Below are 26,997 nucleotides of genomic sequence, written 5' to 3'. Positions count from 1 at the left end.
CATCGGAACAAAAAAGGCGCGCCGAAGGGCGCGCCTTTTTATTGGGGGAAAAGCGTGGTGCTCAGCTGGCCGCGCGTTCGTCCGGGCGAAATCCAATGTCCTCGGATGCCGTAAACCGCCCACTGGCCGTCTTTTCGATTTTGCCTTCGCGCAGGAGCTGACCGAAGTAGCGCAATCTGTCCTCGCGGCTGTGGTCTGACGCATCTACCTCGCGCACCTTGTTCATCAATTGCGGACGCGAGAACTGCGCGCGCTTCTCAACAAGCGTCATGTAAGCTGCCGCAGCTTCCAGAAGTTCCGGCAAATCGACCGCGTTGTTTTCCTCGGCGTAGGCCATGAAGCCACCATCGCCGTTGGTTTCCGCAGCATCCCGATCAACAGCGACGCGACGCGGCGCAACGCGGCGCGGGCGCACGGTCTGCATGCTGGGAGCCGCGCGACGCTCTGCCTCGCTGGGCATTTGCGCGCCGGCGGGCGCCGGATCTACTTCGGTAGGTTCATCCAGATCAACATCCACCCGCTGCTCTGCCACCAGTTTCAGCGGCGCCGAGCGTTTGGGCTCTTCCGTCTTGGGGCGCACTGCATCGAGGTCCTGACGGAACTGCGCTTCGCGCGCCTGAACGGGGTCTGCGGGTTTCTCCGTCGCCTGGCGCTCTTCCTTGGTGGCAGCGACGGCCGCGCGCAGATGCGCGATGGCGCGACGTCGGCTGCGGTTTTCCGGTTGCTCCATCTGTGCGTCCGTTGCCGCCATAAGGCGCGACATGTCGCCATCGCCTTCACCTGCCGCATTGTCCGTCAGGCGAACCCTGCGTGTCAGCGCGCGAATGGAGCGTGACAGAGATGAGACTTCGGGCGATTTCTCGGCAACCTCAGGCTCTTCGGCTTGGGCAACATCCGACTCATTGGCTGTCTCAACCGCCTCGTCCGCTTCCCGGTCAGCCACATCGTGGTCCTGATCTGGCTGGTCCACCTCGGCGACGGGAGCGAGTTCATCTTTCTCCTCCGCCGCCTCAACCACGTCGGCGTTGTCACTCCAAGTGTCTACGGCTTCGTCCGCGTCAAATTGAGACGCATCGTCAGACTGAGACGCGTCTGCTACGACGTCTCTCAGGTCCGAGGCAGGCTCAACCTCCAATGATGTTTCTGGCGCGTCGTCCTGTCCTTCGCTGTCTTCAAACGTCACATCAGACAGTTCCGCCTCGACCTCTGCCAGTTCGCGCAGAAGATCGGTCTCTTCTTCGTCTGACAAGGTCGTTTCGCTGTCGTCGGAAGCGGCGTCCAACATCAAAGGCTGGGCGGCGTCTTGCACTTGCTCCATCGCGCGGCGCGGCTTGCGCTTGATGCGCACAACACGGACCGGCACTTGCTTTTGCGACGAGGGTTCCTCAGGGGAGCTCGGTGCTTCCTCTGGAGCAATGGCCTCTTCAGTTTCGAGATCACGCGTCAGGATTTCGCTGGCCGTTTCTTCCAGCTCGTCAGGGCTGTCCAGCACGGCGTCGAGGGAAGCATTGGCGATCTCTTCGCCATTTGCGCCTGAACTCTCGCGCACTGTGTCGGTGAGCGCCTCGTCTTTCAAGACGCTATCATCAATCAATGTTGAAGCATCTGGCGCCTCAATTTGATCATCATCCTTGGTCTCAGCGGGCGCTTCGGCGTCCTCCGCTGCCACTGCAGATGCAACACGGTCCAGCACATCGGCCATGTCATCTTGGGCATCAGTGTCACTCTCCAGGACTGCGGATGCATCGGCTGCATCCATCTCATCCGCATGTTCATCTTCCGAATAGGACTGAGACCCACCGCTGGAGACAACGGCTCTGATGCGCGCAAGTTTGTCTGCGACGGAATCTGCTGTTGTGTCTTCGCTGTCAGAAGCGTCGCTGGTGTCTTCCGCCACGGCCTCATCGGCAACAAGCTGATCCGTATCAGCCGCTGCGGCGCCAGCAACATCGTTCTCAGGGGTTGCGGCACCATCTTGCGCGCTATCGGCATCAAAAGCGGCAATGGCTGTGGCCGTTTCATCCGCCACATCAATCGGCGCAGGCTCTGCATCAGCTTGTGTCGCTTCGTCGGTTGCGGCCGGATCCTGCGAGACAGGCGTCTCGTCTGCGAGGAGGGTTGCGGGCGCGACAGCCTCCGCAGCTGCCTCGTCTACCTGTTCACCTTCGGCCGTTGCTATGTCCAAGGTGTCGGCAGGTGCATCAACTGTCTCCGCCTCTTCATCGGCAGAAGCTTCGTCCGGGGACACATCTCGCACCACATCAGTGGCCACAGTTGCGGCGCTCGGACTAGCTTCCGGTTCCCGTTCGGCGATCTCATCGGATTGGACCGGCTGGACCAGGCTGCTTGCCACTGACTCAGGCTCCGCGCGCAGAAGGATGCCGTGGCCGTCCATGCGCGCTTCCACGCGGCGCTCAATCTCGCGCTCGGCGATACGGGCCAGCATCTCTGCGTCCGGCGTCGGCGGTTCCGCGCCGAAATAGCGATCATCGGCGGCCAAATCACGAAAATACTCCGCAATCGCCTTCATCGTATCGAAGCTGTCTTCAAACCCTTCAAGGGTGCATGAAAACGTGCCATAGGACACGGTAAGAATCTTATTGCTCTGAACCATTACTTGCTCGCCTTCCATTCTCCTGCCCTGATTGTTTACCATGTGGCAACGGGCCAAAAGCGGCACGACTATGTGCTTTCTCTCGTATCATTTTGCGGCCAGATTGTGTTCTGTTTCCACGATGAGCCCTAAGAAACCATGAACCCGATCATTGTTGAAAGCCCAAAACCCCTTGTTTTGGTCGGTGGCGGCGCAGGATCTGCGCAAGATCTTCAAGAAATACGCCACTTTAGCGACACATTTGTTGCCGCAGACGGCGGTGCCGAATTGTGTCTGGCCGCTGGCATCATGCCTAACGCGACCATCGGTGATCTTGATTCGCTCAGCGCGGAGACGCGCGCCAGACTGCCCAGCGAGCGTGTTCATTGTATCGAAGAGCAAAACAGCACGGATTTTGACAAGGCGCTGCGGTCCATTCATGCGCCGCTAGTGATCGGTGTGGGGTTTCTTGGTAAACGCATTGATCACCAGTTGGCCGCGCTCAATCGGCTTGTGGCGCGCGCGACCATGTCGATCATCTTGCTGGACGGCGAAGATATCGTGTTTCACTGCCCTCCAGCCTTATCGCTCGATCTGCGCGCAGGCGCGCGCGTGTCGCTCTTTCCCATGGCCCCGACGCAAGGGCGCAGCACAGGTTTGAAATGGCCGATTGACGGGATTGGGATGGCGCCCGCCGCGCGTGTGGGCACATCCAATGAGGCCACCGGGCCCGTGTCCCTCGCGATGGATGCGCCTGGCATGCTTGTGATCTTGCCCCGCGCGCTTCTCTCTTTAGCTGTCAGACAGCTGCAGCGCGCCGCGCCATGGCCTGCTCCCGAACAATGATATACAGCCCTGCCGCCATCGTGATCAGGATGCCAATGGCGGCAAGGGCATTGGGCAAATCCTCAAACACCAGATAGCCGATCAATGTCGCGAAGGGGATCTCAAGGTACTGCATTGGCGCGACAGTCGCCGATGGGGCGAACTTGAGCGACCAGCTCATGAGCAAATGGGCGATGGTTCCAATAATGCCAATGCCTAACAAGAGGCTCACTTGCCACGCCCCCAGATCGCGGCCCGGCAGCATCGAGAGATCGGCCATCCAGAAGGCCCCCCCGAGCGGTATCAGCAGTGCCAGCGCCATGAAACCATTTACGGCTTGCAAGGCGATGGGATCAACATCCTTTGCGACAATGCGCGTGCTCAACATGTAAAGCGCGAAAACAAGGGCCACGACCAAAGGCAACAGCGCGGGCCATCCGACATCTTCGAACGCAGGTTGAATGACCATGAGCGTGCCGCAAAAGCCCACCGCACAGGCGGCCAGACGCCGCCAGCCGACGGCCTCGCCGAGGACAGCCCACCCGAGCAGCAACATGATAAACGGCATCACGAAGGCGATGGCGACGGCATCGGCAATGGGCAGATAGCGCAGCGCCGTAAACATGGCGCCAATGCCAATGATATGCAGCGCCGCCCGCACCCAAGCGATCCGCATGACGCGCGGCGTGAGGCGCAGGGACCGGCCAGTGAGCCAACACAACGGCAGCAACAAGACGCCTTGTACGCCAAAGCGGACCACCAGAAGCACGAAAACGGGAATGAACGCGCCCAGATACTTCGCAATGGCATCCCCAAGAGGCGCCAAAACGCAAAAACCCAGCATGAGAGCAATCCCCAGAAGGGGTCTGTCGGCGGTCATGACCTGACGCTAATCCGCGACGCCTCTGCTTTGCAACTCAAAAGCGTCCCACGGCCGATTGTTCACAAAACGCAGCTGAGGGGGGCGCTCAATCAGTAGTGATCTTCAGGCGGCGCGTCCGGATCGGCTTGGCCCACCCCTTTGAAAACAAACTTGAACGGTAGCGCCCAGACAACGCCCAGCGCCACGTAAATCACCAATTCGAGCCAAAACGGCGGGCGATCCAGCAAGTTGATGACGGTGACGCAGGCCACGATGTAGGCGGGTACGCCCAGCAGCAAAATTACCAAAGACCAGCGCCTGCGCGCTTTGTAGGATAATCCGGGGCTATCGGTCATGTGTCGCTCTTTTGGTTGCTCAATCGGCGAACGGATCTGTCACAAGGATTGTGTCGTCGCGTTCCGGTGAGGTGGAAAGTAGAGCCACAGGACACCCGATCAACTCCTCGACGCGGCGCACGTATTTGACGGCATTGCCGGGCAACTCTGCCCATGAGCGCGCGCCTTCCGTGCTTTCCGACCACCCGGGCATCTCCTCGTATACCGGCACACAGCGTGCTTGTTGGTCTGCGGCCGTGGGCAGATAGTCGAGCATCCGACCGTCCAGTTCGTAACCCGTGCAGATCTTGAGCGTCTCGAACCCATCCAGAACGTCGAGCTTTGTCAGGGAAATGCCGTTGACCCCCGAGGTGGCGCACGTCTGGCGCACGAGAGCGGCATCAAACCACCCGCAGCGCCGTTTGCGGCCTGTCGTGGTGCCAAACTCATGGCCGCGTTCGCCCAGCCGCTGGCCATCAGCATCCTCAAGCTCGGTCGGGAAAGGCCCTTCGCCCACCCGCGTGGTGTAGGCTTTCACGATCCCCAGCACGTAATCCACAGAGCCCGGCCCCATGCCAACGCCCGTGGCGGCCTGACCAGCGATCACGTTGGAAGACGTCACAAAGGGATAGGTGCCGAAATCAATATCCAGAAGCGCGCCCTGCGCGCCCTCAAACAGAATGCGTTGCCCGGCTTTGCGACGCTCATTGAGCACCTTCCAAACCGGCGCAGCGAAGGGCAGGATCTGATCTGCAATCTCGGCCAGCTGTTCGATCAAAGCGTCCCGGTCAATGGGCCCCACGCCAAGACCTTTGCGCAGCGGATCGTGGTGTTGCAACGCGCGATCGACCCGGGCCTCCAATGTGGCGCGATCGGCCAGATCGGCCACGCGCACGGCGCGGCGGCCAACCTTGTCTTCGTAAGCGGGCCCGATGCCGCGCCCTGTTGTGCCGATCTTGGTGCCCTTGGAGGCAGCTTCTTCCCGCGCGCGGTCAAGCTCGCCGTGGATCGGCAGGATGAGCGGCGTATTTTCCGCGATCATCAACGTCTCAGCTGTAATCTCAACGCCCTGTGCGCGTACGGTTTCGATCTCGTTGACCAAATGCCAGGGATCAAGCACGACCCCATTGCCAATGACAGAGAGTTTTCCACCCCGCACCACGCCCGAGGGCAGCGCGTGTAGTTTGTAGACCTTGCCGTCGATCACAAGCGTATGGCCTGCATTGTGTCCGCCCTGGAAGCGGCAAATCACATCAGCCCGCTCAGAGAGCCAATCCACGATCTTGCCTTTGCCTTCGTCGCCCCACTGGGCGCCCACGACGACCACATTTGCCATGTGACTTGTCCTCTGTCGGTGTCAAACGGGCGCTCTATAGCGGGGATGCGCGCGGGGGGAAACCGCCCATTTGTCGCGTTTGGCATCGCTGGGATCCACAACCCTTCCGCGCGATTGGGGGTTTGCTGTGGGCTATTGCGTATTTATAGCCAGAAGAAACACAAGACACTGGGAGCAGAGCAGTCATGGCGGGATTTTTGTTGAGGTGGGTTTTTGCGCTTGTTCTGGTGGCAGCGACCTTCAATCCCACGCCCTACAACTACGTGACCTGGGCTGCGGCGCCCGACACACCCGTCTCGTTCATAGCACTCGGCGGGCTAGTCCTTCTGATCGGGTATATCATCTACCTGCGTGCGACCCTGCGCTCCATTGGTGCGTTTGGCATGTTGCTCGTCCTCGCGCTGCTGGGCGCGCTCCTCTGGGTGCTGTACGATCTGGGCTGGCTGTCCCTTGAGAACCGGAATGTGAATACATGGATCGGTATTCTTGCCATGTCGCTCGTCCTTGGGATCGGTCTGAGCTGGTCCATCGTGCGGCGCCGATTGTCAGGTCAGGCGGATGTTGATGATGTCGACGCATGAGCACGCGCCTTAAAGGCAACGCAAACTACCGAAGGCTCTTCTGGTCTACCGGGATCACCAACCTTGGCGATGGGCTCTCGGCCATGGCGCTGCCCTGGCTCGCAACGCTGATCACCCGCGATCCCCTGCTTGTGGCGTTGATCGGATTTGGCCAGCGCGCGCCCTGGCTGCTTTTTTCGCTGCATGTCGGTGTCTTGACCGACCGGGCTGATCGCAAGCGGCTCATACTGATGGCCGATGGGCTGCGCTTTGCCCTGACCAGTCTGATCGTGGCCATGGCGCTCATGCTGGACACCCATGGCGTGTTGGAGAGCTACTGGATTGCGCCGCTTGCCGCATTGGCCTTTCTGCTGGGCACGGCCGAGGTCGTCCGAGACAATGCGGCGCAGACGATCCTGCCCTCCATCGTTCACAATGATGACCTGGAGGAGGCCAACGGGCGATTGTGGAGTGTTGAGCACGTCACCGCGTTGATTGGCCCCCCGCTTGCAGGCGCCCTGATCGCGCTTTGGCTGCCCCTACCCTTTTTGTTCGATGCGCTCAGCTTTCTGATGGCTCTTCTTCTGGTCCGTCTTGTCACCCTCGCCCCGCGCCCTGAACCGGCGCGCACAGCAGTTCTTCAGGAGATGGCGCAAGGCTGGCATTGGATGCGCGGACATCCGGTCATTTTACGGCTGGCGTTGATGCTCGGGTGTCTCAACTTTGCGGGTATGATGGTCATGGCCATTCTCGTCTTGTACGCGCAGGACGTGCTGGGGCTCGGGCCACTGGGCCATGGCATGTTGTTGGCCAGCGGCGCGGCAGGTGGCGTGCTTGCAGGGCTGATCGGTCCACGGATCGTTGCGCGCATAGGCGGACGTGCGGCGGTATTGGCGGCATTGGGCCTGCAGATGAGCGCTCTTTTGGCCTATGCGCTGGTGCCTTTTGCGCTGATGGCCTGCCTCGCCGAAGCAACGCTCCTTTTTGGCGGCGTCTTATGGAACATTGTGACGGTCTCGTACCGGCAACGTCTGATCCCCGACGCTTTATTGGGCCGCGTGAATGCGATCTACCGTTTCTTTGGCTGGGGCCCCCTGCCCCTTGCGGCACTGGCAGGCGGATTGCTCGTCTCGACGCTGGAGCCACTGGGGCGCGAGGTGGCGCTGCGCGCACCATTTGCGGTCTCTGCCGTGTTTGTCTGCTTGCTATTGCTCTACGCCCTACGCCGTTTGCACTTGCCAGAAAGCGCGCGCTGACGTGATTGCCCGCTTGCGCCTGCGGACGCGAGCGCCTAGATACCGCCAAGACCCGAGAGACCCAAAGGCTGACCCATGGAAAACGTTGTCCTCATTGTACACCTGCTGCTTGCGCTGTCGCTTATTGGCGTTGTGCTGATGCAACGGTCCGAGGGTGGCGGTCTGGGCATTGGCGGCGGCGGTGGCGGCGCGGTGTCTGGGCGATCAGCCGCGACGGCGCTCGGCAAGGTGACGTGGATCCTGGCCATTGCCTTTATCTGCACCTCCATGACGCTGACCATCTTTGCCGCGCAGAACGCGTCCGGGACGTCTGTGGTGGATCGGCTCGGTCCGTTGACGCCCCCCGCGGCGGAAGACGCGCCTGTTCTGCCCGACGCAGACACGCTTCTGCCTCCGGGTGAGGGTGACAACGCGCCGTTGGTGCCACGCGCGGACTAAAACACCACAATTTGCGGGACAGTTTCAGACGTTAACAGGATGTTGCGGTCGCCTTGCGCAGCATATGCGAATCCTTTATCCTGAAACCCCGTGAGTGAAGCCATTCAGACCCGGTAGATCCGGGCTCTCGGCCCCAATCAAACTGAATTCACGGGAGGTCTGCCCCTTATGGCGCGTTTTGTTTTTATTACTGGTGGCGTGGTGTCTTCCCTGGGCAAGGGTCTGGCCTCAGCGGCACTGGGTGCGCTGTTACAAGCGCGCGGCTTCTCTGTGCGCCTGCGCAAGCTTGATCCCTACCTCAATGTTGATCCGGGCACGATGTCGCCCTTTGAACATGGGGAAGTCTTTGTCACCGATGATGGGGCGGAGACCGATCTCGATCTGGGGCACTACGAGCGCTTCACCGGTGTGGCTGCGCGCAGCACCGATTCCGTCTCTTCGGGCCGCGTTTACTCGACGGTTCTGGAGAAAGAGCGCCGCGGGGATTACCTCGGCAAAACGATCCAGGTCATCCCTCACGTGACCAATGAGATCAAGGATTTCATTTCCATCGGCGAAGATGAGGTCGATTTCATGCTTTGTGAGATTGGCGGCACAGTGGGCGATATCGAGGGCCTGCCCTTCTTTGAGGCCATCCGGCAATTCAGCCAGGACAAGCCACGCGGTCAATGCCTCTTCATGCACCTGACCCTGCTGCCATGGATCAAGGCATCGGGCGAGCTAAAGACAAAACCGACACAGCACTCCGTCAAGGAGCTGCGCTCCATTGGCATCGCGCCGGATATTCTCGTCTGCCGCTCGGAAGGCCCGATCCCGGCCAAAGAACGCGAGAAGCTGGCGCTCTTTTGCAATGTGCGCCCCGATAGCGTGATTGCAGCGCAAGACCTAAAGTCCATCTACGAAGCGCCCCTGGCCTATCACCGGGAAGGCATGGATCAGGCGGTTCTGGATGCCTTCCAGATCTCCCCTGCGCCCAAGCCCGATCTCAGCCGTTGGGAAGATGTGCATGATCGCATCTTCAACGCGGAAGGCGAGGTCAAGGTGGCCATTGTCGGCAAGTACACGCAGCTCGAGGATGCCTACAAAAGCATCGCGGAAGCGCTCACCCATGGCGGAATGGCCAATCGCGTGAAGGTCAAGATCGAGTGGGTCGATGCCGAGATTTTCGACCGCGAAGACCCCTCGCCGCATCTGCAAGGCTTCCACGCCATTCTCGTCCCCGGCGGCTTCGGTGAACGCGGGACCGAAGGAAAAATTCGCGCGGCGCAATTTGCGCGCGAACACAAGGTGCCCTACCTCGGGATTTGCCTTGGCATGCAGATGGCCGTGATCGAGGCGGCGCGGAATGTGGCGGGCCTGCACACGGCGGGATCCGAGGAATTTGACCACGAGGCCGGCAAGAAGCGCTTTGAGCCCGTGGTCTATCACCTCAAGGAATGGGTGCAGGGCAATGCCAAGGTCACACGGTCGGCGTCGGACGACAAAGGCGGGACCATGCGTCTGGGCGCCTATGATGCGGTTTTGAAAGAGGGCTCCAAGGTCGCTGAAATATACAGCGGCACCGCCATTGATGAGCGTCATCGCCACCGCTACGAGGTCGACATCAAGTATCGCGAAAAGCTGGAAGAGGTCGGGCTCAAATTTACCGGCATGTCGCCCGACGGGCGTTTGCCTGAAATCGTGGAATGGGAGGAGCATCCGTGGTTTGTCGGTGTGCAGTTCCACCCCGAGCTCAAATCCAAACCCTTTGCGCCGCATCCGCTCTTTGCTGATTTCGTGCGCGCGGCCAAGGAAATGTCCCGTTTGGTCTGACCACGATCCCCCTTCGGCTGTTCACCTTCCGCGAAGGTTAACAACCGCCTTCCTTTTGCTAAAAAAATCCTGGGGAGGCGCAAACCTTGTGTTTGCGCCTCGGGCAGAGCCCCACTTGCCTGGCTGGCCAATGCTGCGTAGCATTTTGCCATGACATTGAAACTCTCCTGCCCTTGTGGACGCACTCACTGGATCGTCAGCGCCCCGCGTTCTGGGACGCGCCTGACGTGCTATTGTGCCGATTGTCAGACCGCCGCGCGTCATGTTGAGGCGGATGTTCTAGATGAAGGCGGCGGGTCCGATATCCTGCAGGTGGCGGCCCATCAACTCAGCGTGGAAGGAGCGCCGCTGGCCTTGATGCGGCTCTCTCCCAAAGGCCTCTTTCGCTGGCATACCTCGTGCTGCAACACGCCGGTCGCCAATTCGCTGCCCTTCCCGCATTTGAGTTTTGCAGGCGTGCTTCTGGCCAATGCACAATCGGGGCAGGACACCCTTCCGAAGACAGCCGCCGTGGTGAACACTGTCTACGCCAAGGGGCGGCCCGGGGTGCCTGCGAAAGACCGTGGCATGGGGAGATCCGTGATCGCCTTTTTTCGACGCAGCCTGGCCGCGCGGATGAGTGGCAAGTGGCGCGAGACGCCTTTCTTTACGGGCCCGCCCTGGACGCCCGTGGCCCCACCGCGTGTTTTGAGCAAGGAAGAGCGCAATGCGGCGCGGCCTTAGCGCATGCCTCGCAAGCGCTTTACTGGCGGGGTTTGTCGCGGGCCCGCTGGCCGCTCAAACCAGCCCTGTGGTCCCGGAGAATTACGACACTCTGGCGCGCGAATTGCCCGGTCTTGTCAGCTTTGACACGCTGCCGCCTGTGCCGGAACCCGGCCATTTGATCGACGGGCTCTATCGCGCGCCGGGTGCATTGATTGGCGAGCGCTTTATGGGCCAAACGCTTCTGACGGCCCGTGATGCGCAAAACAACAGGTTCGACGCATTTGGCGGCGACGTTTCAACACCACTTCAGCCCGTGCCCGGCGGGCCGGGCCAGAGCCTTGCCATCGCCCAGCATCGTGGCTTTGGCTCCATGGCGGCATTTCCGCTCGGCCCGCGCGGCTACCCAGATGTCGCCGCCCTTGGCGAAGGGGCTCTGGCCGTGCTGTTTGAGGCGGATCAAGCGGCACTCGGCCTGCGCCTGCACGCTGAGTATGAAGATCCTTTGGGCGCCCGTCCGTTGCCCGGCATCGCGACACTCACGTTCTACGACCGCTCTGGGCAGGTGATCGGCGTGCAGATCATTGGCCTGCACTACGGCCCGCAAGACATCGGCGTGCGTTTTCCTGACAAAAACTGCGCCGCTTTCACCCTGACGACCAAAGATCCCGGTGGTATCGCCGTGGATGACATTCTGTATTCCTTGGCCTATGCATCCAGTTAGGAGAGATGATGGAGCTGATTGACCGCCTGACGGCATGGTTGCACCGCCCGAAAGACCAGCCCGCGCCGGAGCCTTTGCCCGAACTGGATGCGAGGCTGGCCCTTGGCGCATTGCTGGTCCGGTTGGCAAAAGCGGATCATGTATATCTCTTTGAAGAGCTCGAGCAGATCGACCGCATTCTCGCGGAGCGGGAAGGTCTCGGGCCGATCGACGCGGCCAAGATGCGGGCCACCTGCGAGCGCCTCGAACATGCGATGCCTGAAACGGAACACTTCACCGCACTGATCCGCGAAGCTGTCCCTTATGACGAACGCCGCAGCATCGTGGAGGCGCTCTGGCGCGTGATCCTGGCGGATGGCATCGAACAGGATCAGGAATTGATCGTGGCGGAATTGATCGAGGATCAGCTGGGCGTCGAACGCGCGCATAGCAAATCCGCGCGTGAGGCGGCAGAGGTGATCCGCTAGTTCTTGGCCCCCAGCGCTGCACGCCATATATGTGCACCATGATAGCTGATTTTCTCAAAAGGCTGGTCCAGCCTGAGCCCGAAGAACTCTCCCCCACGGATGCGCGCCTCGCACTGGCGGCTTTGCTTGTACGCATTGCACGCTCAGATGGCTCTTATGATGCCGAAGAAGTTGCGCGCATTGATGCCATTTTGACCAAGCGCTACGGTTTGAGCCCCTTTGAGGCCAGCAAGCTGCGCGCCGATGCGGAGGCGCTTGAACAAGCCGCTCCCGATACCGTGCGCTTTACCCGCGCCATCAAGGATGCGGTCGCCTATGACGAGCGGATCGGCGTGATCGAGGCGCTGTGGGACGTGGTGCTGGCCGATGGCGTTCGGGAAGAAGAAGAAAACGCGCTATTGCGCATGGTGGCCCCGATGCTTGGGGTGTCCGACGTCGATTCCGCGATGGCCCGCAAACGGGTTGAGGGGTGATTGCATCACTGCCCATGTACTGGCGTGCGGAAAATGCGGACGCCTGGCGCGAGATGTGGGCAGATGTGCAATCAGCCGGTCATGGCTACGGGCTCGACTTACCCGATCTGACGCCTCCGGAAGAGATTGCCGGGCCTTGGACAGAGCATTGGCTGCGCGACGATCTGATCTTGTCCCAAACCTGCTCGATGCCCCTGCGCACCACACTGCGCCATCAGGTCACTTATGTCGGAACCTTCGACTTTGGCCTCGGCGGACCGCCGGGCCAGTATTGGTCGCATTTCGTGACGCGCGAGGCCGGAGCCCCGATCCAAAACCTCGCGATCAACGGATATGACAGTCAATCCGGCTACGTCGCAGGGCTGGAGCCGCTGGTCGGGCAAGCTGACACGACTGCCTTTGCCCACCATGCCTCTGACATTATGGTGACTGGCAGTCATAGAGCGTCCCTGCGCGCCGTGGCCCGCAATGACGCAGATGGCGCATACATTGATGCCGTTACGCTCAAGCTCTGTGACAGGTTTGATCCGCACCTAAGCCATGTGGAGCGCGCTGGCCGCACGCCGCCGACACCCGGGCTGCCATTGATCACGGCAAAGGGTACGGATCCCGAACCTCTGCGCGCGATTTTGCGCGCCGCTTTTGCTAAAGGCTCCTGGAGAGGCGCTCCGGAACTGGGGGGCTTACAAGACTTTGTTGTGCTCGATGCAGAAGATTACCTGTCCCTGCCGCGTCCTCCTGGACCGACACCGCACTGACCCCGAGCTAACGCAGCGGAAAGCGATACCGAAGCTCGGCCTTGTCTGGACAATCCGCACAGAATCCCTCTCAATGCGCGCCAGCTTGCAAATGTTGGGAACGACGCGTGACCACCCCTCCTGTGATCCAGATCCGCAATCTGCACAAAGCCTATGGCGCTTTGGAAGTGCTGAAGGGCGTGGATGTGATCGCGCAGAAGGGCGAAGTCATTTCGCTTATCGGCTCTTCCGGCTCGGGCAAATCCACGCTGCTGCGGTGTTGCAACCTGCTGGAGGACAGCCAGCAAGGCGACATCCTGTTCAAGGGTGAGCCAGTGACATGGGCGGGCCACGGCCATGGCCGCCGCCCCGGGGACAAGCACCAGATCCTGCGCATCCGGACCAACTTGTCGATGGTCTTTCAACAGTTCAACCTGTGGGCCCATATGACCATTTTGCAAAATGTCATGGAAGCGCCCGTGACAGTGCTGGGACGTGACCGTGCGGAGGTCGAGACTGCCGCGCGTGGCTACCTCGAGAAAGTTGGGATCGGCGACAAATGCGATGTCTATCCTGCGCAGCTTTCTGGCGGCCAGCAGCAACGCGCCGCCATTGCGCGCGGGCTCGCCATGGAGCCGGAGGCGCTGCTGTTTGACGAGCCGACGTCAGCGCTTGATCCGGAACTCGAACAGGAAGTTGTCCGCGTGATCAAGGATCTGGCCTCTGAGGGCCGCACAATGATCATCGTCACCCATGACATGAAACTGGCCCATGATGTGAGCGATCATGTGATCTTTCTCCATCAGGGTCGCATCGAAGAAGAAGGCCCGCCGGAAACACTCTTTGGCGCGCCCAAATCCGCGCGGCTGCAGCAGTTCCTGTCTGCGACCGCGTCCTAATCATCTACGGGAGTACACAAGATGAAAACACTGGTCCTGAGCACCGCTGCTCTTGCATTGACCGCAGGCCTCGCCCTGGCGGGCAGCCATTCTGTTGTCCGCATGGGCACAGAAGGCGCCTACCCCCCCTACAACTTCATCAATGATGCGGGCGAAGTCGATGGCTTCGAACGCGAGCTGGGTGACGAGCTTTGCGCGCGTGCCGAGCTGACCTGCGAGTGGGTCACCAATGAATGGGACAGCATCATTCCCAACCTCGTCTCAGGCAATTACGACACGATCATTGCCGGCATGTCGATCACAGCCGAGCGCGACGAAGTGATTGATTTCACGCAGAACTACACCCAGCCTGACCCCTCGGCCTACCTCGTTGCCGCGGGCAACGAAGGGCTCGACGTCAAAGGCGCGGTCATCGCGGCCCAGACCGGCACAATCCAGGCCGCCTTTGTCTCAGAGATGGGCGCAACGCTCGTCGAGTTTGCAACACCTGACGAAACCGTCGCCGCCGTTCGTTCGGGCGAAGCGGATGCCGTTCTGGCCGATGCTGCGTATCTTGGCCCCATCGCGGGCGAGAATGCCGATGTCGCCTTGCTGGATCAATCCGAGCTGATTGGCGGCGGAGTAGGCATTGGCGTGCGCGAGAGCGATGGCGAGCTGAAAGCCAAGTTTGATGCTGCCATCCAGTCCATGAAAGACGATGGCAGCATCAATGCGCTGATTGCCAAATGGGAAGTTGGCGAGCAGTTCTGATCTGATGCGGGGGCCGATCTCATATCTCTTGCGCAGGTTGGGCCCCCAACCCGCCTCAGGCCTTGCGCCCAGTCTGTTGCAGGTGACCTGAGCGATGTTTTCCTTTTGCACAGACCCCAGCGTTCTGCCTGATTGGCAATGGATGGCCTGCTACCTGACCACAGGCAAGCACATGGGCTTCTATTGGTCGTTCCTGACGGTGCTGACCCTTCTGGCCATCACCGCTCCGGCCTCTCTTGCCATGGGGTTTTTCGGCGCCATTTCCGCGCGGGCACGGGTCGCGCCGCTGCGCTGGTTCGGCAAGGGGTATATCTCTATTGTGCGCGGTGTGCCTGATATCGCGTTTTTCCTGTTCTTCGTGATCGCGCTGGATCAAGGCTTCGAATGGATGCGCCATCAGGTACTTTGCCCAGACTGGACGGATCCGATCCGGCAGGGCAATGATTTCCTTGTCTGTCCGGATGCGAAGCTTCCCCTTGGCAACGCGGCGCAATGGATTCACGAAGTCTACGGCTTCTCACTGGCCGTGATGACCTTTGCCATTGTCTTTGGCGCCTTTGCTGCGAACGTTCTCTTTGGCGCCATGCAGGCCGTACCGCGGGCGCAGCTGGAAACCGCAGAAGCCTACGGCATGTCGGAGCGGCAGACGTTCTGGCGCATTCTTGTGCCCCAGATGTGGGTCTATGCCCTGCCCGGTCTGGGCAACCTCTGGATGGTGCTGATCAAGGCCACGCCGCTGCTCTTTCTGCTTGGCGTTGAGGACATTGTCTATTGGGCCCGGGAATTGGGCGGCGCAAAGACCGCGCGATTTACCGACTATCCCCATGGCGATTGGCGCATGTGGTATTTCTTTGCGCTTCTCGTTTTCTATCTCGCCTTCACGCGCGTCTCGGAAATCGTGCTTGATCGGCTGATGGACAAGCTCACTCATGGCCAGGCCACATCCGGCGGCGAGGCACAACGCAAGGCGGTGGCACCATGAGGCGCGCCGCGGATTTGCGTATTTTTGGCCAGAAGAAACAGATGGGTGATCTCTCAGGGGGCAAACAGTGAGCTGCTGGGAAACGATAGCGGATTATGCGCTGCGATCCGTCGGCATTGGCGAGCGGTTGTTGCCGCGGTCGGACTACACCCTGTGTCAGCAATTTGTCTTGATCGGCTCCGGCATGATCTGGAACATCTATTTTGGCATTGTTGCGCTGATCTCCGGTTTTTTCTTTGCTGTGGCTCTGGCCATGGGCAAGGCCAGCGACAGATGGGCGCTGCGCAAACTCTCGGAATGGGTGGTCTTCGTGTTCCGTGGATCACCACTTTTCATACAGTTCTTTTTTGCCTATTTCGCGTTTCTCTCGCTCAAAAGCGTCTCGCCGCTGTTTGATCCCTTCACCTCTGCGTGGCTCGGGGCGGCGATTGTGCTGTTTTTGAATACGGCCGCATATTCAGGCGAGATCTTCTTTGGCGCGCTGCGCTCCATCCCAAAGGGAGATCTGGAGGCGGCGGACGCCTATGGCTTCTCGGGCTGGTCAAAGTTTCGCAAGATCACCTTTCCGACGATGCTGCGCCTGGCCTGGCCGGCCTACACCAACGAGGGCATTTTCCTCTTTCACGCGACGGCGCTTGTGTTTTTCTCCGGATTTCCCGCCTGGCAGCAGCGCGGCGATGCGCTCTATTACGCGAATTTCTTTGCCGACAAGACGTTCAATCCCTTCGTCCCCTACCCGATCCTCGCAGGCTATTTCATTCTTCTGACCCTGACGGTCATCTGGATCATGGGGCGGATCGGGAAACGTCTCAATCGCCACCTGCCCGCAGAGCAACGCCGCCACAAACGCGGGCGCGCACCGATGTTGCGCTAAGACGCGCGGAGCTCTTGCCAAGGCATTGATCGCGCGGCTAGATGCTTTTGATCAAATTCTTGAGGCTGAGATGTCCGCGCCCACTGCTCAATGGCTCAACGAGAGGCCGCAAATCCGGACCATTCGGGTCGCGGCCTCTGATCTGAATGGACAGGCGCGAGGAAAACGAATGCCTGTCAGCACCGGCGCCAAGGTTCTCACAGAAGGCACGCGCTTTCCCATGTCCGTCCTGAACCTCGATATTTGGGGCGAGGATATCGAGAACAGCCCCCTTGTGTTCGAAACCGGGGATTGCGACGGAGTATTGCATCCGACGGAGCGCGGTTTTGTTCCCATGCCCTGGCTGGAGGCGCCGACAGCGCTCTTGCCGATCTGGATGTATGGCACGGACGGTGCGCCTTTCGCGGGCGATCCCCGCCATGCTCTGGCCCAAATACGCGACCGATACAAGGCGCGCGGCTGGACCCCCGTTGTGGCGGTGGAGCTCGAATTCTTCCTGATCGACGACAGCGGACGGCATCTGCAAGTGCCGCCCTCCCCCCGCTCCGGCAAACGCCGCACCGCAGGCGACATTCTGTCGATCCGGGCGCTCGACGCTTTTGACGGCTTTTTCACCGAGCTCTACGAGTGCTGCGATGCGATGGACATCCCGGCGGATGCCGCAATATCAGAGGCCGGGCTCGGGCAGTTTGAGATCAATCTTCTACACCAGAGCGATCTGATGAAGGCTGCCGATGACGCATGGCTCTTCAAGATGCTGGTCAAGGGCCTCGCCCGGCGGCACGGCTTTGCCGCCTCTTTCATGGCCAAGCCCTACCCGGACGCCTCCGGCAACGGGATGCACGCGCATTTCTCTGTCCTGGACGGAGACGGCCAAAACATCTTTGACGACGGCGGACCCGCGGGCACTGACGCCCTGCAACAGGCGCTTGCGGGCTGTCTTGACGTGATGCAGGACAGCACGCTCCTCTTCGCCCCCCATGCCAATTCCTACGCCCGTCTGATCCCCGGGGCCCATGCGCCCAATGCCCTGAGCTGGGCCTATGACAATCGCACGGCCGCTTTGCGGGTCCCGGCCAGTGCGCCTGCGGCACGACGGATTGAACACCGCGTGGCGGGCGGCGATGTGAACCCCTATCTCGCCCTCGCTGCGATCCTTGGTGCGGCGCTTGATGGCATTGAACGCGGTGCCACGCCGCCGCCCCCGATCACAGGCAACGCCTATGATCAGGACCTCCCGATGCTGCCGGGTACATGGGACGAGGCCATTGACCGTTTTGAGAAAAGTGCCGCCATGCGCCGCCTGTTTAGCGACACGCTCATCGATAACTTCGTGATGTGCAAACGGCAGGAAGCGCAGGGCATGGCACAGCTTTCGGATGACGAACAAACAGCGCTCTATCTGGATACGGTATAAACCGCGAAAGATCGCATCACCTATGGACCAAGACCGATGAAGATTGGAATTCTGCAAGCCGGACATACTCCCGACGAAATGGCCGGGATCGGCGATTATGCGGCGCTGTTTCGGCGCTTGCTCGCGGATCAGGGATTTGAGTTCACGACCTACAGTGTTGTGGATGGTGAATTTCCGGAAAACACGCATGTGCAGGATGGATGGCTGATCACCGGTTCGCGCCATGGTGCCTATGATGATCTGGCCTTTATTGCGCCACTGGAGACGTTCATTCGCGAAGCGTTTGAAGCTCACAGCCCTTTGGTCGGCATCTGTTTTGGTCATCAAATCATCGCGCAGGCCCTCGGTGGCCGTGTCGAGAAGTTTTCCGGTGGTTGGTCCGTTGGGGCGCAGCGCTACGAGATGCTCGGGACGGAGATTACCCAGAATGCCTGGCATCAGGATCAAGTCGTCACGCTTCCGGAGGGCGCAGAGGTCATCGCCAAGAGCGACTTTTGTGCCCATGCCGCGCTGCTTTACAAGGATCGGGCCTTCACTGTGCAATGGCATCCTGAGTTCCAGGCAGATTTCATCGATGGGTTGATCCGGACGCGGGGGCGCGGTGTGGTTCCCGATGAATTGCTTGAAGCAGCCGCCGCCAACCTCGACGCGCCGGTCGACAATGACACTCTCGCCCGCCAGATTGGGCGCTTCTTTCATGAAAGGCGCATCGCATGAGCGATTGGATGGAGGAGCTGCCAGAGGCAGCGCGCAGCTATCTGGACGGGCGGCGCCTTGATGAGGTGGAATGTGTCATTGCGGATTTGCCCGGCATTGCCCGCGGCAAGGCTGTGCCTGCGTCCAAATTCGCGCGGCAAAGCCACTTCTACCTGCCCGATTCCATCTTTTATCAAACGATTACAGGCGATTGGGGCGAGGCCGCAGGCGACGGTGGTTTTGTCGAACGGGATATGACGCTCGTGCCCGACATGAGCACCGCCACGGCCGCGCCGTGGACCGGGGATTGGACATTGCAGGTCATCCATGATGCCCAGGAGCGCGATGGCACGCCCATCCCGTTTGCACCGCGCAATGTCCTCAAGCGCGTGGTGCAGCTCTACCGTGATTTGGGGCTGGAACCTGTTGTCGCGCCTGAGATGGAATTCTTCCTTGTGGCTCGCAATATCGATCCGGCGCAATCCATCAAGCCAATGATGGGCCGCTCGGGCCGCCCGGCGGCAGCGCGTCAGGCCTATTCCATGACCGCGGTCGATGAGTTTGGCCCGGTGATCGATGACATCTACGATTTCGCCGAAGCGCAGGGCTTTGAGATCGATGGTATCACGCAGGAAGGCGGCGCGGGCCAGTTGGAGATCAACCTGCGCCATGGCGATCCTGTCAAACTCGCAGACGAGGTCTTCTATTTCAAACGCCTGATCCGCGAAGCTGCGCTGCGCCACGATTGCTTTGCGACTTTCATGGCCAAACCCATTGAGGACGAACCTGGCTCGGCCATGCATATCCATCATTCCATGATCGATGTGGCCAGCGGACAAAACGCCTTTTCCGGCCCGCAGGGCGGTGAGACGGACATGTTCTACAATTTCATTGCCGGTTTGCAGACCTACATGCCCGCCGCGCTTGCGGTCATGGCGCCTTATGTCAACTCGTATCGTCGCTTCGTGAAGGATCACGCCGCGCCCATCAATCTGGAATGGGGCCGGGACAATCGCACGACGGGCATTCGCGTCCCGCTCTCGTCTCCAGGCAGCAGACGCGTGGAAAACCGGATCGCGGGGATGGATTGCAATCCCTATCTGGCCATTGCCGCTTCCTTGGCCTGTGGTCTTCTGGGCATGAAACACGAGCTTCGCCCCGCCCGGCAGTTCAAGGGCGACGCCTATGAAGGTGAGGGCGATATCCCGCAGGTTCTCGGTCAGGCGCTGGAGTTGTTTGATGGCGCCGATGATCTGCATGACGTGCTGGGCCGCGATTTCTGCCGCGTCTACGGCATTGTCAAACGCGCGGAATATGAGGAATTCCTGCAAGTGATCAGCCCTTGGGAGCGCGAGCACCTGTTGCTGAATGTCTGAAGCCATCCACCTGCAGCACGAGGACGGGATCCCATGGATCTTTTGACGGCCAATGACACACCGGGCCAACATGCCCGCAGTTGGTATGCCGCCACAGCCCTTGATATTGGCAGCTTTCCGGCGCTGCAGAGCGATGTGCGCGCGGATGTCTGCGTCATTGGGGCCGGGTTTACGGGCCTGTCCTGTGCGCTGCATCTGGCGGAGGCCGGACGCCGCGTCGTTGTCCTGGAAGCGTCGCGCGTGGGCAGCGGTGCGTCAGGGCGCAACGGGGGGCAGCTGGGCTCCGGTCAACGCCTGGATCAGGTGCAGCTTGAGAAGATGCTCGGGCGCGAGGACGCGGCCACGTATTGGCATCTGGGAGAGGAGGCCAAGGCCTGTGTCCGGGGTATCATCGCTCGCCACGGTATCGCGTGCTATCTGCGCCCCGGCATCGCATCGGCGGGATCAACGCCGGGCGAAGTTCAGGACCTGCATGATTACGTGGCCTTTTTGCAGGACCGATACGGCTATACCGAGATTGAGGCATTGTCCGAGGACGCTTTCGCGGCGCTTTGTCCGTCTCCGGACTACCGGGGCGGTGCGATCGATCGCGGCGCGGGTCATCTGCATCCCTTGCGTTTTGCTCAGGGCATGGGCGCGGCGGCGGTACAACACGGCGCGGAGGTGTATGAAAACACCCGTGTGACCGCGCTCACACCCGGCCATGTGCAGACGGCCCGGGGCAGCGTCAGAGCGGATCACATCGTGCTGGCTTGCAATGGCTATCTCGGCACTCTCGCGCCGCAGGTTGCCGCGCGCGTGATGCCCATCAACAATTTCGTTGCAGCGACAGAGCCGCTCGGCAGCCGTCAGGCAGACGTGCTGACGCAGGATGCGGCCGTGGCGGATGAGCGCTTTGTGGTGAATTACTTCCGATTGTCCCATGACGGGCGGCTGCTCTTTGGCGGCGGCGAAAGCTATGGCTATCGCTTTCCGAAAGACATCGCAGCCAAGGTTCGCAAGCCGATGCTGCAGATTTTCCCGCATCTCAAGGACGTCAAGATTGACTACGCTTGGGGCGGTACGTTGGCCATTACAATGAAACGCCTGCCCTACCTGACACAATTGGCCCCGGGCGTGCTGTCCGCGTCCGGATATTCCGGTCACGGCGTGGGCACGGCCACCCATGCCGGCGCGCTTATGGCACAGGCCATTCAAGGCGAAAGCGATGGGTTCGACACGATGGCCGCCCTGCCCTCTGCGCCTTTTCCGGGTGGCCCTCGCATGCGTACGCCTCTGCTTGCGCTGGCGATGACCTGGTATGCCTTGCGCGACCGGCTCGGCTGCTAGACGCGGCTCACGGCAAAATGCGCCGCAATCTCACGGCTATGCGGACGATCTCTGTGTTCGAACAGATAAATCCCCTGCCATGTGCCTAGCCGCATCACCCCAGACTGCACCGGAATGCTCAGGGAGACGGGCAATAGCGCTGCCTTGATATGCGCAGGCATATCATCGGGCCCCTCATAGGTATGGGTCAGGTAAGCCATGGAGGGATCGCTCGTGCGCGGCACGAGGCGCTGAAGAAAGGCGTTGAGATCAACTTGTACGTCCGGATCGGCGTTTTCCTGAATGAGAAGCGACGCAGAGGTGTGCCGCACCATCAGCGTCAACAAACCATCATGCCGGGGTGCCTGCGCTTTGAGCCAAGCGGCCAGCTGGGCAGTAAACTCGTAAAGACCGGGCCCGCGGGTTTGGAGGGAGAAGCTCGTTTGCATCGAGCAAATCTATACCCGCGGACCCGGCTGAGGTGAAGCTGATCAATTACCTTGCAGGGGGACAGCGCAGGCAAAAGCCTCACCTGTGGGGGCGGGATCGGTCTGCACAACAGTGATACAGTCGTGATCCGCGATTGAGCGCAGGCCCAGCCATGCGGTTTGCGTGACATGCAAACCGGCTGCTTGCTCTTGAGTGATGACAGGGCCGTAGCTCGCCAGCGCGCTGGCGGGCAGTGTGAGTGGGGCGAATGCCAAAAGGCCCACGAAAATGCGTTTCATGATCTCTCTCCTTGTGATGAGAGAGATGGGGGGCGAAGTTACTTTGTGAACACGTGCGCGCGCAGCCGTGATCCGGCGAGACCGGTGGCGTGACAGCACGTGAGAATGCGTGAACGAAGGCTTGGATCGGACCCTCGCCGCGGCTTAGAACAGCCTGTCACCCATTTGATCGATCATCTGCTTCGCCTTGGCGACAGATGCCTCAACGGCCGTATCGTGATCTGCGATCACATCGGCCCGTATCAGATCATGGCGTTTGCCGTCTTTTTCAATCAAAGCGCCGATGCGGTAGCCGCCATCCGCGCGTTGGGGCGTGGCTGTGATGGAGAACCCTTCATAGATCTCGCCTTTTGGCGCGGCTTCGGGGGATTTCCCACCGCCAAATAATTTCGAAAGCAACGACATGGTCTCCTCCTTCAGATCAGGTCAGGTCAGTCACAAAAGCACATCGTTTCTACCGATGCTCAGGTCATCACAGGAGACGATACACCGCGAACACTGCCACGAGGATATTGAAGCCGAGCGCCCAGTTCAATTGCCGCGCAAAGGGTTGTTTCCGGGTTTTGTGGCGCACCGCGAATTGCGCCGCTTTGCACCCGAGCGCGCCGCCCATGAACGCCATGGTCAGCATGCGCTCCTCGGGCACCCGCCACATCCCGCGTCGGGCGCAGAATTTGTCCCAGATCATCGTGAGATAGCCAATGACGTTGACGGCAAAAATGGCCGCTGCCCACCAAAAAGACGCGGGCAGCGTGGTCATTACTGATCGAGGAAGGACCGCAGTTTGCGCGAACGGCTTGGGTGCTTGAGCTTGCGGAGGGCTTTCGCTTCGATCTGACGGATACGCTCGCGGGTCACGCTGAATTGCTGGCCCACTTCTTCGAGCGTGTGGTCCGTATTCATCCCGATCCCGAAACGCATGCGCAGCACGCGCTCTTCCCGGGGTGTCAGCGACGAGAGAACGCGGGTCGTGGTCTCTTTCAGGTTATCCTGAATGGCGGCATCAAGGGGTAGAACCGCGTTCTTGTCCTCGATGAAATCACCAAGCTGGCTGTCTTCCTCATCACCAATCGGCGTCTCGAGCGAGATGGGCTCCTTGGCGATTTTCATCACCTTGCGGACCTTCTCCAGCGGCATCTGCAGCTTTTCGGCCAATTCCTCCGGCGTAGGTTCCCGACCAATTTCGTGCAACATCTGGCGCCCTGTGCGCACCAGCTTGTTGATCGTCTCGATCATGTGGACCGGGATCCGGATTGTACGCGCCTGATCAGCGATGGAGCGCGTAATCGCCTGACGGATCCACCACGTCGCATAGGTCGAGAATTTATAGCCGCGGCGATACTCGAATTTGTCGACTGCCTTCATCAGACCTATATTGCCTTCCTGAATAAGATCAAGGAATTGCAGGCCACGGTTCGTGTATTTCTTGGCAATCGAAATGACGAGGCGCAAGTTCGCCTCGACCATTTCCTTCTTGGCCTGACGTGCTTCTTTTTCACCCTTTTGCACCTGTTGCACGATGCGGCGGAATTCGGAGATATCGAGACCCACATATTGGCCGACCTGAGCCATCTCGGCCCGCAGTTCCTCGACTTTGCCAGTTGAGCGCTCGATGAACATCTGCCAACCACGACCTGACTTCTCGCCCATCTCGGTCAGCCAGTTGGGATCGAGCTCGCGTCCCCGGTAGGCGTCAATGAATTCGCGGCGATTGATCCGCGCCTGATCGGCCAGCTTAACCATGTTGCTGTCGATCGACATGATCCGGCGGTTGATGCCATAGAGCTGGTCAATCAGCGCCTCAATCCGATTGTTGTGCAGGTGCAACTCGTTGACGAGCTCCACGATCTCAGACCGCACGCGCTGGTATTCATCCTCGTCAGACGAAGAAAAACTGCCATCTTCATTCAGCGTGGCAGAGATCCGGCTGTCCTGAATATCCGATAGCTTGGCGTAATCCTCCGCAATGCTATCCAACATTTCGAGGACCTGCGGCTTGAGTGCCGCTTCCATGGCCGCGAGGGACATGTTGGCCTGATCATCGTCATCATCATCATCGTCTTTGACAATCGGATTGCCATCTGCATCAAGCTCGGGGCTGTCTTCCGTTTTGGCCTCGGTCTGGACACCGGATGTGTCCACGACAGGCTCTTCGACCTCTCCATCCTCGCTCATCTGGTTGCCAAAGGTGGCCTCCAGATCGATCACATCGCGCAGAAGAATGTCTTCTGACAGAAGTTCATCACGCCAGATGGTGATGGCCTGAAACGTCAACGGGCTCTCGCAGAGCCCGGCAATCATCGTATTGCGGCCCGCCTCGATGCGCTTGGCAATTGCAATCTCCCCTTCGCGGGAAAGCAATTCCACAGAGCCCATTTCGCGCAGATACATCCGCACGGGATCATCAGTCCGGTCCAGTTTCTCTGTGGTGCCCGAAGACAGCGCCACATCCTTGCCCTGTGACGCATCAACAAGTTCGGTCGAGCCTTTATTGGCCTCGTCCTCATCGGCCTCTTCATCGTCCTCGGTTACCTGAATACCCATTTCGGACAGCATCGACATCACATCTTCGATCTGGTCCGACGAGACCTGATCCGGCGGCAGGACGGTGTTGAGCTGATCATAGGTGATGTAGCCGCGCTCACGCGCCTCGGCGATCATCTTTTTGACCGCCGTCTGGCTCATATCGAGCGAAACATCGTCCGCATTGTCCGGTTTCTGCTCTTCGGTATCTTTGGCCATTCAGGGCTCCTGGGCTAAAGGGGCGTGGGCACGAATCACGTAGGGCCTGATTCGATTAATGCGAATCAATACTAAATTCCGTTGATTCGCACACCCTTTTGGATGGATATTCGTTTACAATTCGTCATTTGCCAGACCGCTTGGGCGGTTTTGCATAGGTAATGTTTTTCAGCATCGCGGCAAATGCGTCGCGTTCGTCGCGGTTGATACGTGCGCCATTGGGGCCTGTGTCGTACTCGGCCGTGTCTTTTTGCTGACCTGCCAGGGCTCTGTTATGCGCTTCGGCCGCCTGGCTGAGCCGCCAGGTCACGGCTTCATCAACAACGCCTGTCATCTCCTCCTCTGCTTCCGCGATTTCGGCCGACCGGCCTTGTCGCGTGTGCAACTTGGCCAATTCTTCCGCGAGTGTCATGCGCGCGAGTTCCACATCGCCCGGCTTGCGGATACAGGGCGTTATCGCCACATGGGGGTGACCCATCAGTCTTTCAAGGACGTCCGCGCCCACTGCATTGGTTGCCGCAGCCCAAAGCGCTTCCTGACCGTCCTCGGCATGGCGCAGGATCGTATCGCGCAACCGCTCCAGATCCGGTTCCGGGCAAGGCAAATTCTCCAGCTGGGTTTCGAATTCGAGAGCAATCGCAGAAGTGGTGAGGGCAGCGGCCAGGATCACCTGGACCCGCAAGCGCTCCGCTGCCGCATCGCCAGACGCCACAAGCGCTGAACTCTTCGTCACGGGCAGTGGCGCTTGCGGACCTTGATGCCACGCAGACCGGCCCGTTCGAGGCCCGGCCCCGCCCCGGTTTGGCCGGAACAATTGCCAGCGCAATTCCTTGATGGCATCACCGTAATGCCGGCGCACGTTGTCGTCCTTGATCGTCCGAAGTTTGTCGCGCAGCGCCTTGTCCAGCGCCGCTTTTCGCTCCGGGCTATCAAGAACAACCCCTTCCGTTTCACGCCGCCAGAGCAGATCGACCATGGGCATGGCCGCATCAAGCACCTCGCGCACGCCTTCAGGCCCCTTGGCCCGGATCAAATCATCCGGATCCATGCCCTCTGGCATCAAGGCAAACCGCAAGGACTTGCCCGCTTCCAACAGGGGCAACGCGAGATCGATCACTCTGTAGGCCGCGCGCAACCCCGCAGTGTCCCCATCCAGCGCAACAACGGGCTCATCCGTAATCCGCCACAGCAGGGCCAATTGATGCTCCGTCACCGCCGTGCCCAAAGGCGCAACGGAGGCCTCAAACCCCGCCTCGGTCAACGCGATCACATCCATATAGCCTTCGGCGACAATCAGCTTTTGGCCTTTGCCCGCCGCCTCGCGCGCCGGTCCATGATGGTACAGCGTGCGCCCCTTGTCGAAGAGCTCTGTCTCCGGGGAATTGAGGTATTTCGCATTGTCGGCCGGGTCCATCGCACGCCCGCCGAAGGCAATGGCACGCCCTCGCGCATCGCGGATCGGAAACATGATCCTGTTGCGAAACGTGTCATAAGGCGCCTTGCCTTTGTTGGAGGGTTTCGCGAGGCCCGCTCCAAGAATGAGATCGTCCGGAACTGATTTTGACTTCAGATGATCCCACAGGCCTTGCCAGCCTTCGGGCGCAAATCCGATCTCGAAACGCTCCAGAACGGGCTCTGACAAACCCCGTCTGGTCAGGTACTCCCGCGCGCCAGCGCCCGCGCCTGTGCGCAATTGCAGGCGATAGTGCTGCACCGCGAGTTCCATGACGTCGCTCAGCTGCGTGCGCCGGTCTGCCTTCTCCTTGGCTTTTGGATCACGCGCAGGCATCGGCAGCCCCGCCTCGCCCGCCAATATCTCGACCGCCTCCATGAAACCTACATTCTCGGTCTCTTTCACAAACGAGATCGCGTCACCCTTCTGGTGACAGCCAAAGCAATAGTAAAACCCCTTCCGGTCATCGACGTGAAAACTGGCGGTTTTTTCGTGATGAAACGGGCACGGGGCCCAGAGATCGCCCTTGGCCTGATTGCTCTTGCGGTTGTCCCACATGACTTTGCGGCCCACCACGTCGGCGAGGCTCACGCGGGTGCGCAATTCATCCAAAAAACCAGGGGGCAGACTCATGCGCGCATTATCTGACGCT

At 60.1% G+C, this 26,997-nt stretch carries 28 protein-coding genes; 18 read left to right on the top strand and 10 right to left on the bottom strand.

The features are described 5' to 3' along the window. Nucleotides 1–61 precede the first annotated feature (61 nt). The gene (locus ACP15S_RS04570; RefSeq protein ID WP_425038394.1) at nucleotides 62–2,614 is read right to left on the bottom strand and encodes a hypothetical protein; all 2,553 of its coding nucleotides are present in this window, start codon (nucleotides 2,612–2,614) and stop codon (nucleotides 62–64) included. Nucleotides 2,615–2,752: 138 nt separating this feature from the next. Here ACP15S_RS04570 and ACP15S_RS04565 point away from each other — a divergent pair, with 138 nt between their 5' ends. Next, nucleotides 2,753–3,439 carry a thiamine diphosphokinase gene (locus ACP15S_RS04565; protein ID WP_425038393.1) on the top strand — a complete coding sequence of 229 codons (687 nt, stop codon included), beginning with the start codon at nucleotides 2,753–2,755 and terminating at the stop codon, nucleotides 3,437–3,439. Here the strand turns inward: ACP15S_RS04565 and ACP15S_RS04560 are convergent. From ACP15S_RS04560 to ACP15S_RS04550, 3 genes are all read right to left on the bottom strand, one after another. Then, nucleotides 3,393–4,298 (bottom strand): DMT family transporter, encoded by a 906-nt coding sequence (locus tag ACP15S_RS04560; RefSeq protein WP_425038392.1) that lies wholly within the window; start codon nucleotides 4,296–4,298, stop codon nucleotides 3,393–3,395. The genes ACP15S_RS04565 and ACP15S_RS04560 overlap by 47 nt on opposite strands. A 92-nt stretch (nucleotides 4,299–4,390) precedes the next feature. Continuing rightward, nucleotides 4,391–4,636 carry a DUF2842 domain-containing protein gene (locus tag ACP15S_RS04555; protein ID WP_425038391.1) on the bottom strand — a complete coding sequence of 82 codons (246 nt, stop codon included), beginning with the start codon at nucleotides 4,634–4,636 and terminating at the stop codon, nucleotides 4,391–4,393. 19 nt (nucleotides 4,637–4,655) lie between these two features. Next, the gene (locus ACP15S_RS04550) at nucleotides 4,656–5,951 is read right to left on the bottom strand and encodes an adenylosuccinate synthase (protein ID WP_425038390.1); all 1,296 of its coding nucleotides are present in this window, start codon (nucleotides 5,949–5,951) and stop codon (nucleotides 4,656–4,658) included. Nucleotides 5,952–6,136: 185 nt separating this feature from the next. Here ACP15S_RS04550 and ACP15S_RS04545 point away from each other — a divergent pair, with 185 nt between their 5' ends. The 17 genes from ACP15S_RS04545 (at nucleotide 6,137) to ACP15S_RS04465 (ending at nucleotide 21,443) form a co-directional block, all read left to right on the top strand. Continuing rightward, on the top strand, nucleotides 6,137–6,532 hold the full coding sequence (locus ACP15S_RS04545) for a DUF6524 family protein (RefSeq protein WP_425038389.1): 396 nt from the start codon (nucleotides 6,137–6,139) through the stop codon (nucleotides 6,530–6,532). Then, entirely contained in the window at nucleotides 6,529–7,767 is a 1,239-nt protein-coding gene (locus ACP15S_RS04540) for an MFS transporter (RefSeq protein WP_425038388.1), read from the top strand. The genes ACP15S_RS04545 and ACP15S_RS04540 overlap by 4 nt, the downstream gene beginning before the upstream one ends. Nucleotides 7,768–7,842: 75 nt before the next feature. Next, nucleotides 7,843–8,205 carry a preprotein translocase subunit SecG gene (gene secG, locus ACP15S_RS04535; RefSeq protein WP_425038387.1) on the top strand — a complete coding sequence of 121 codons (363 nt, stop codon included), beginning with the start codon at nucleotides 7,843–7,845 and terminating at the stop codon, nucleotides 8,203–8,205. Between the two features lie 168 nt (nucleotides 8,206–8,373). Next, entirely contained in the window at nucleotides 8,374–10,017 is a 1,644-nt protein-coding gene (locus ACP15S_RS04530) for a CTP synthase (RefSeq protein WP_425038386.1), read from the top strand. 150 nt (nucleotides 10,018–10,167) lie between these two features. After that, a complete protein-coding gene (locus ACP15S_RS04525; RefSeq protein ID WP_425038385.1) occupies nucleotides 10,168–10,740 on the top strand; it encodes a DUF6151 family protein in 573 nt (190 codons plus the stop codon). Then, nucleotides 10,724–11,443 carry a hypothetical protein gene (locus ACP15S_RS04520; RefSeq protein ID WP_425038384.1) on the top strand — a complete coding sequence of 240 codons (720 nt, stop codon included), beginning with the start codon at nucleotides 10,724–10,726 and terminating at the stop codon, nucleotides 11,441–11,443. Before ACP15S_RS04525 ends, ACP15S_RS04520 begins: the two co-directional genes overlap by 17 nt. A gap of 5 nt (nucleotides 11,444–11,448) precedes the next feature. Then, nucleotides 11,449–11,910 carry a TerB family tellurite resistance protein gene (locus ACP15S_RS04515; RefSeq protein WP_425038383.1) on the top strand — a complete coding sequence of 154 codons (462 nt, stop codon included), beginning with the start codon at nucleotides 11,449–11,451 and terminating at the stop codon, nucleotides 11,908–11,910. Nucleotides 11,911–11,948: 38 nt separating this feature from the next. Then, nucleotides 11,949–12,383 carry a TerB family tellurite resistance protein gene (locus tag ACP15S_RS04510; RefSeq protein ID WP_425038382.1) on the top strand — a complete coding sequence of 145 codons (435 nt, stop codon included), beginning with the start codon at nucleotides 11,949–11,951 and terminating at the stop codon, nucleotides 12,381–12,383. Between the two features lie 14 nt (nucleotides 12,384–12,397). Continuing rightward, nucleotides 12,398–13,141 carry a phosphate/phosphite/phosphonate ABC transporter substrate-binding protein gene (locus ACP15S_RS04505; RefSeq protein ID WP_425038381.1) on the top strand — a complete coding sequence of 248 codons (744 nt, stop codon included), beginning with the start codon at nucleotides 12,398–12,400 and terminating at the stop codon, nucleotides 13,139–13,141. Nucleotides 13,142–13,248: 107 nt separating this feature from the next. After that, nucleotides 13,249–14,019, top strand: coding sequence for an ABC transporter ATP-binding protein (locus tag ACP15S_RS04500; protein ID WP_425038380.1), 771 nt, complete (start codon nucleotides 13,249–13,251; stop codon nucleotides 14,017–14,019). A gap of 21 nt (nucleotides 14,020–14,040) precedes the next feature. Next, nucleotides 14,041–14,769: a transporter substrate-binding domain-containing protein gene (locus ACP15S_RS04495; RefSeq protein ID WP_425038379.1), complete on the top strand. Its 729-nt coding sequence runs from the start codon at nucleotides 14,041–14,043 to the stop codon at nucleotides 14,767–14,769. Nucleotides 14,770–14,863: 94 nt separating this feature from the next. Further along, nucleotides 14,864–15,751 (top strand): ABC transporter permease, encoded by an 888-nt coding sequence (locus ACP15S_RS04490; protein WP_425038378.1) that lies wholly within the window; start codon nucleotides 14,864–14,866, stop codon nucleotides 15,749–15,751. Nucleotides 15,752–15,818: 67 nt separating this feature from the next. After that, nucleotides 15,819–16,625 carry an ABC transporter permease gene (locus tag ACP15S_RS04485; RefSeq protein ID WP_425038377.1) on the top strand — a complete coding sequence of 269 codons (807 nt, stop codon included), beginning with the start codon at nucleotides 15,819–15,821 and terminating at the stop codon, nucleotides 16,623–16,625. Between the two features lie 70 nt (nucleotides 16,626–16,695). Beyond that, nucleotides 16,696–18,042: a glutamine synthetase family protein gene (locus ACP15S_RS04480; protein ID WP_425038376.1), complete on the top strand. Its 1,347-nt coding sequence runs from the start codon at nucleotides 16,696–16,698 to the stop codon at nucleotides 18,040–18,042. A gap of 36 nt (nucleotides 18,043–18,078) precedes the next feature. Beyond that, nucleotides 18,079–18,759, top strand: coding sequence for a type 1 glutamine amidotransferase (locus ACP15S_RS04475; protein ID WP_425038375.1), 681 nt, complete (start codon nucleotides 18,079–18,081; stop codon nucleotides 18,757–18,759). Then, a complete protein-coding gene (locus ACP15S_RS04470) occupies nucleotides 18,756–20,114 on the top strand; it encodes a glutamine synthetase family protein (RefSeq protein ID WP_425038374.1) in 1,359 nt (452 codons plus the stop codon). The genes ACP15S_RS04475 and ACP15S_RS04470 overlap by 4 nt, the downstream gene beginning before the upstream one ends. A 33-nt stretch (nucleotides 20,115–20,147) precedes the next feature. After that, nucleotides 20,148–21,443, top strand: a complete 1,296-nt coding sequence (locus ACP15S_RS04465) for an NAD(P)/FAD-dependent oxidoreductase (protein ID WP_425038373.1) — start codon at nucleotides 20,148–20,150, stop codon at nucleotides 21,441–21,443. Here ACP15S_RS04465 and ACP15S_RS04460 read toward each other — a convergent pair. From ACP15S_RS04460 to dnaG, 6 genes are all read right to left on the bottom strand, one after another. Beyond that, entirely contained in the window at nucleotides 21,440–21,871 is a 432-nt protein-coding gene (locus tag ACP15S_RS04460) for a secondary thiamine-phosphate synthase enzyme YjbQ (RefSeq protein WP_425038372.1), read from the bottom strand. The two genes, ACP15S_RS04465 and ACP15S_RS04460, sit on opposite strands and share 4 nt — an antisense overlap. Nucleotides 21,872–21,913: 42 nt before the next feature. Further along, complete coding sequence (locus ACP15S_RS04455; RefSeq protein WP_425038371.1) at nucleotides 21,914–22,150, bottom strand: hypothetical protein; 237 nt, start codon at nucleotides 22,148–22,150, stop codon at nucleotides 21,914–21,916. Nucleotides 22,151–22,294: 144 nt separating this feature from the next. Then, nucleotides 22,295–22,555, bottom strand: coding sequence for an HlyU family transcriptional regulator (locus ACP15S_RS04450; RefSeq protein WP_425038370.1), 261 nt, complete (start codon nucleotides 22,553–22,555; stop codon nucleotides 22,295–22,297). 67 nt (nucleotides 22,556–22,622) lie between these two features. Then, a complete protein-coding gene (locus ACP15S_RS04445; protein ID WP_425038369.1) occupies nucleotides 22,623–22,910 on the bottom strand; it encodes a DUF1294 domain-containing protein in 288 nt (95 codons plus the stop codon). Beyond that, a complete protein-coding gene (gene rpoD, locus ACP15S_RS04440) occupies nucleotides 22,910–24,892 on the bottom strand; it encodes an RNA polymerase sigma factor RpoD (protein WP_425038368.1) in 1,983 nt (660 codons plus the stop codon). The genes ACP15S_RS04445 and rpoD overlap by 1 nt, the downstream gene beginning before the upstream one ends. A gap of 124 nt (nucleotides 24,893–25,016) precedes the next feature. Beyond that, nucleotides 25,017–26,978 (bottom strand): DNA primase, encoded by a 1,962-nt coding sequence (dnaG, locus tag ACP15S_RS04435; protein WP_425038367.1) that lies wholly within the window; start codon nucleotides 26,976–26,978, stop codon nucleotides 25,017–25,019. Between the last annotated feature and the right edge of the window lie 19 nt (nucleotides 26,979–26,997).

The sequence above is a fragment of the Primorskyibacter sp. S187A genome (assembly GCF_049800955.1).
Classification (GTDB): domain Bacteria; phylum Pseudomonadota; class Alphaproteobacteria; order Rhodobacterales; family Rhodobacteraceae; genus JAKVBH01.
This window is presented reverse-complemented; position numbering and strand designations above follow the sequence as displayed.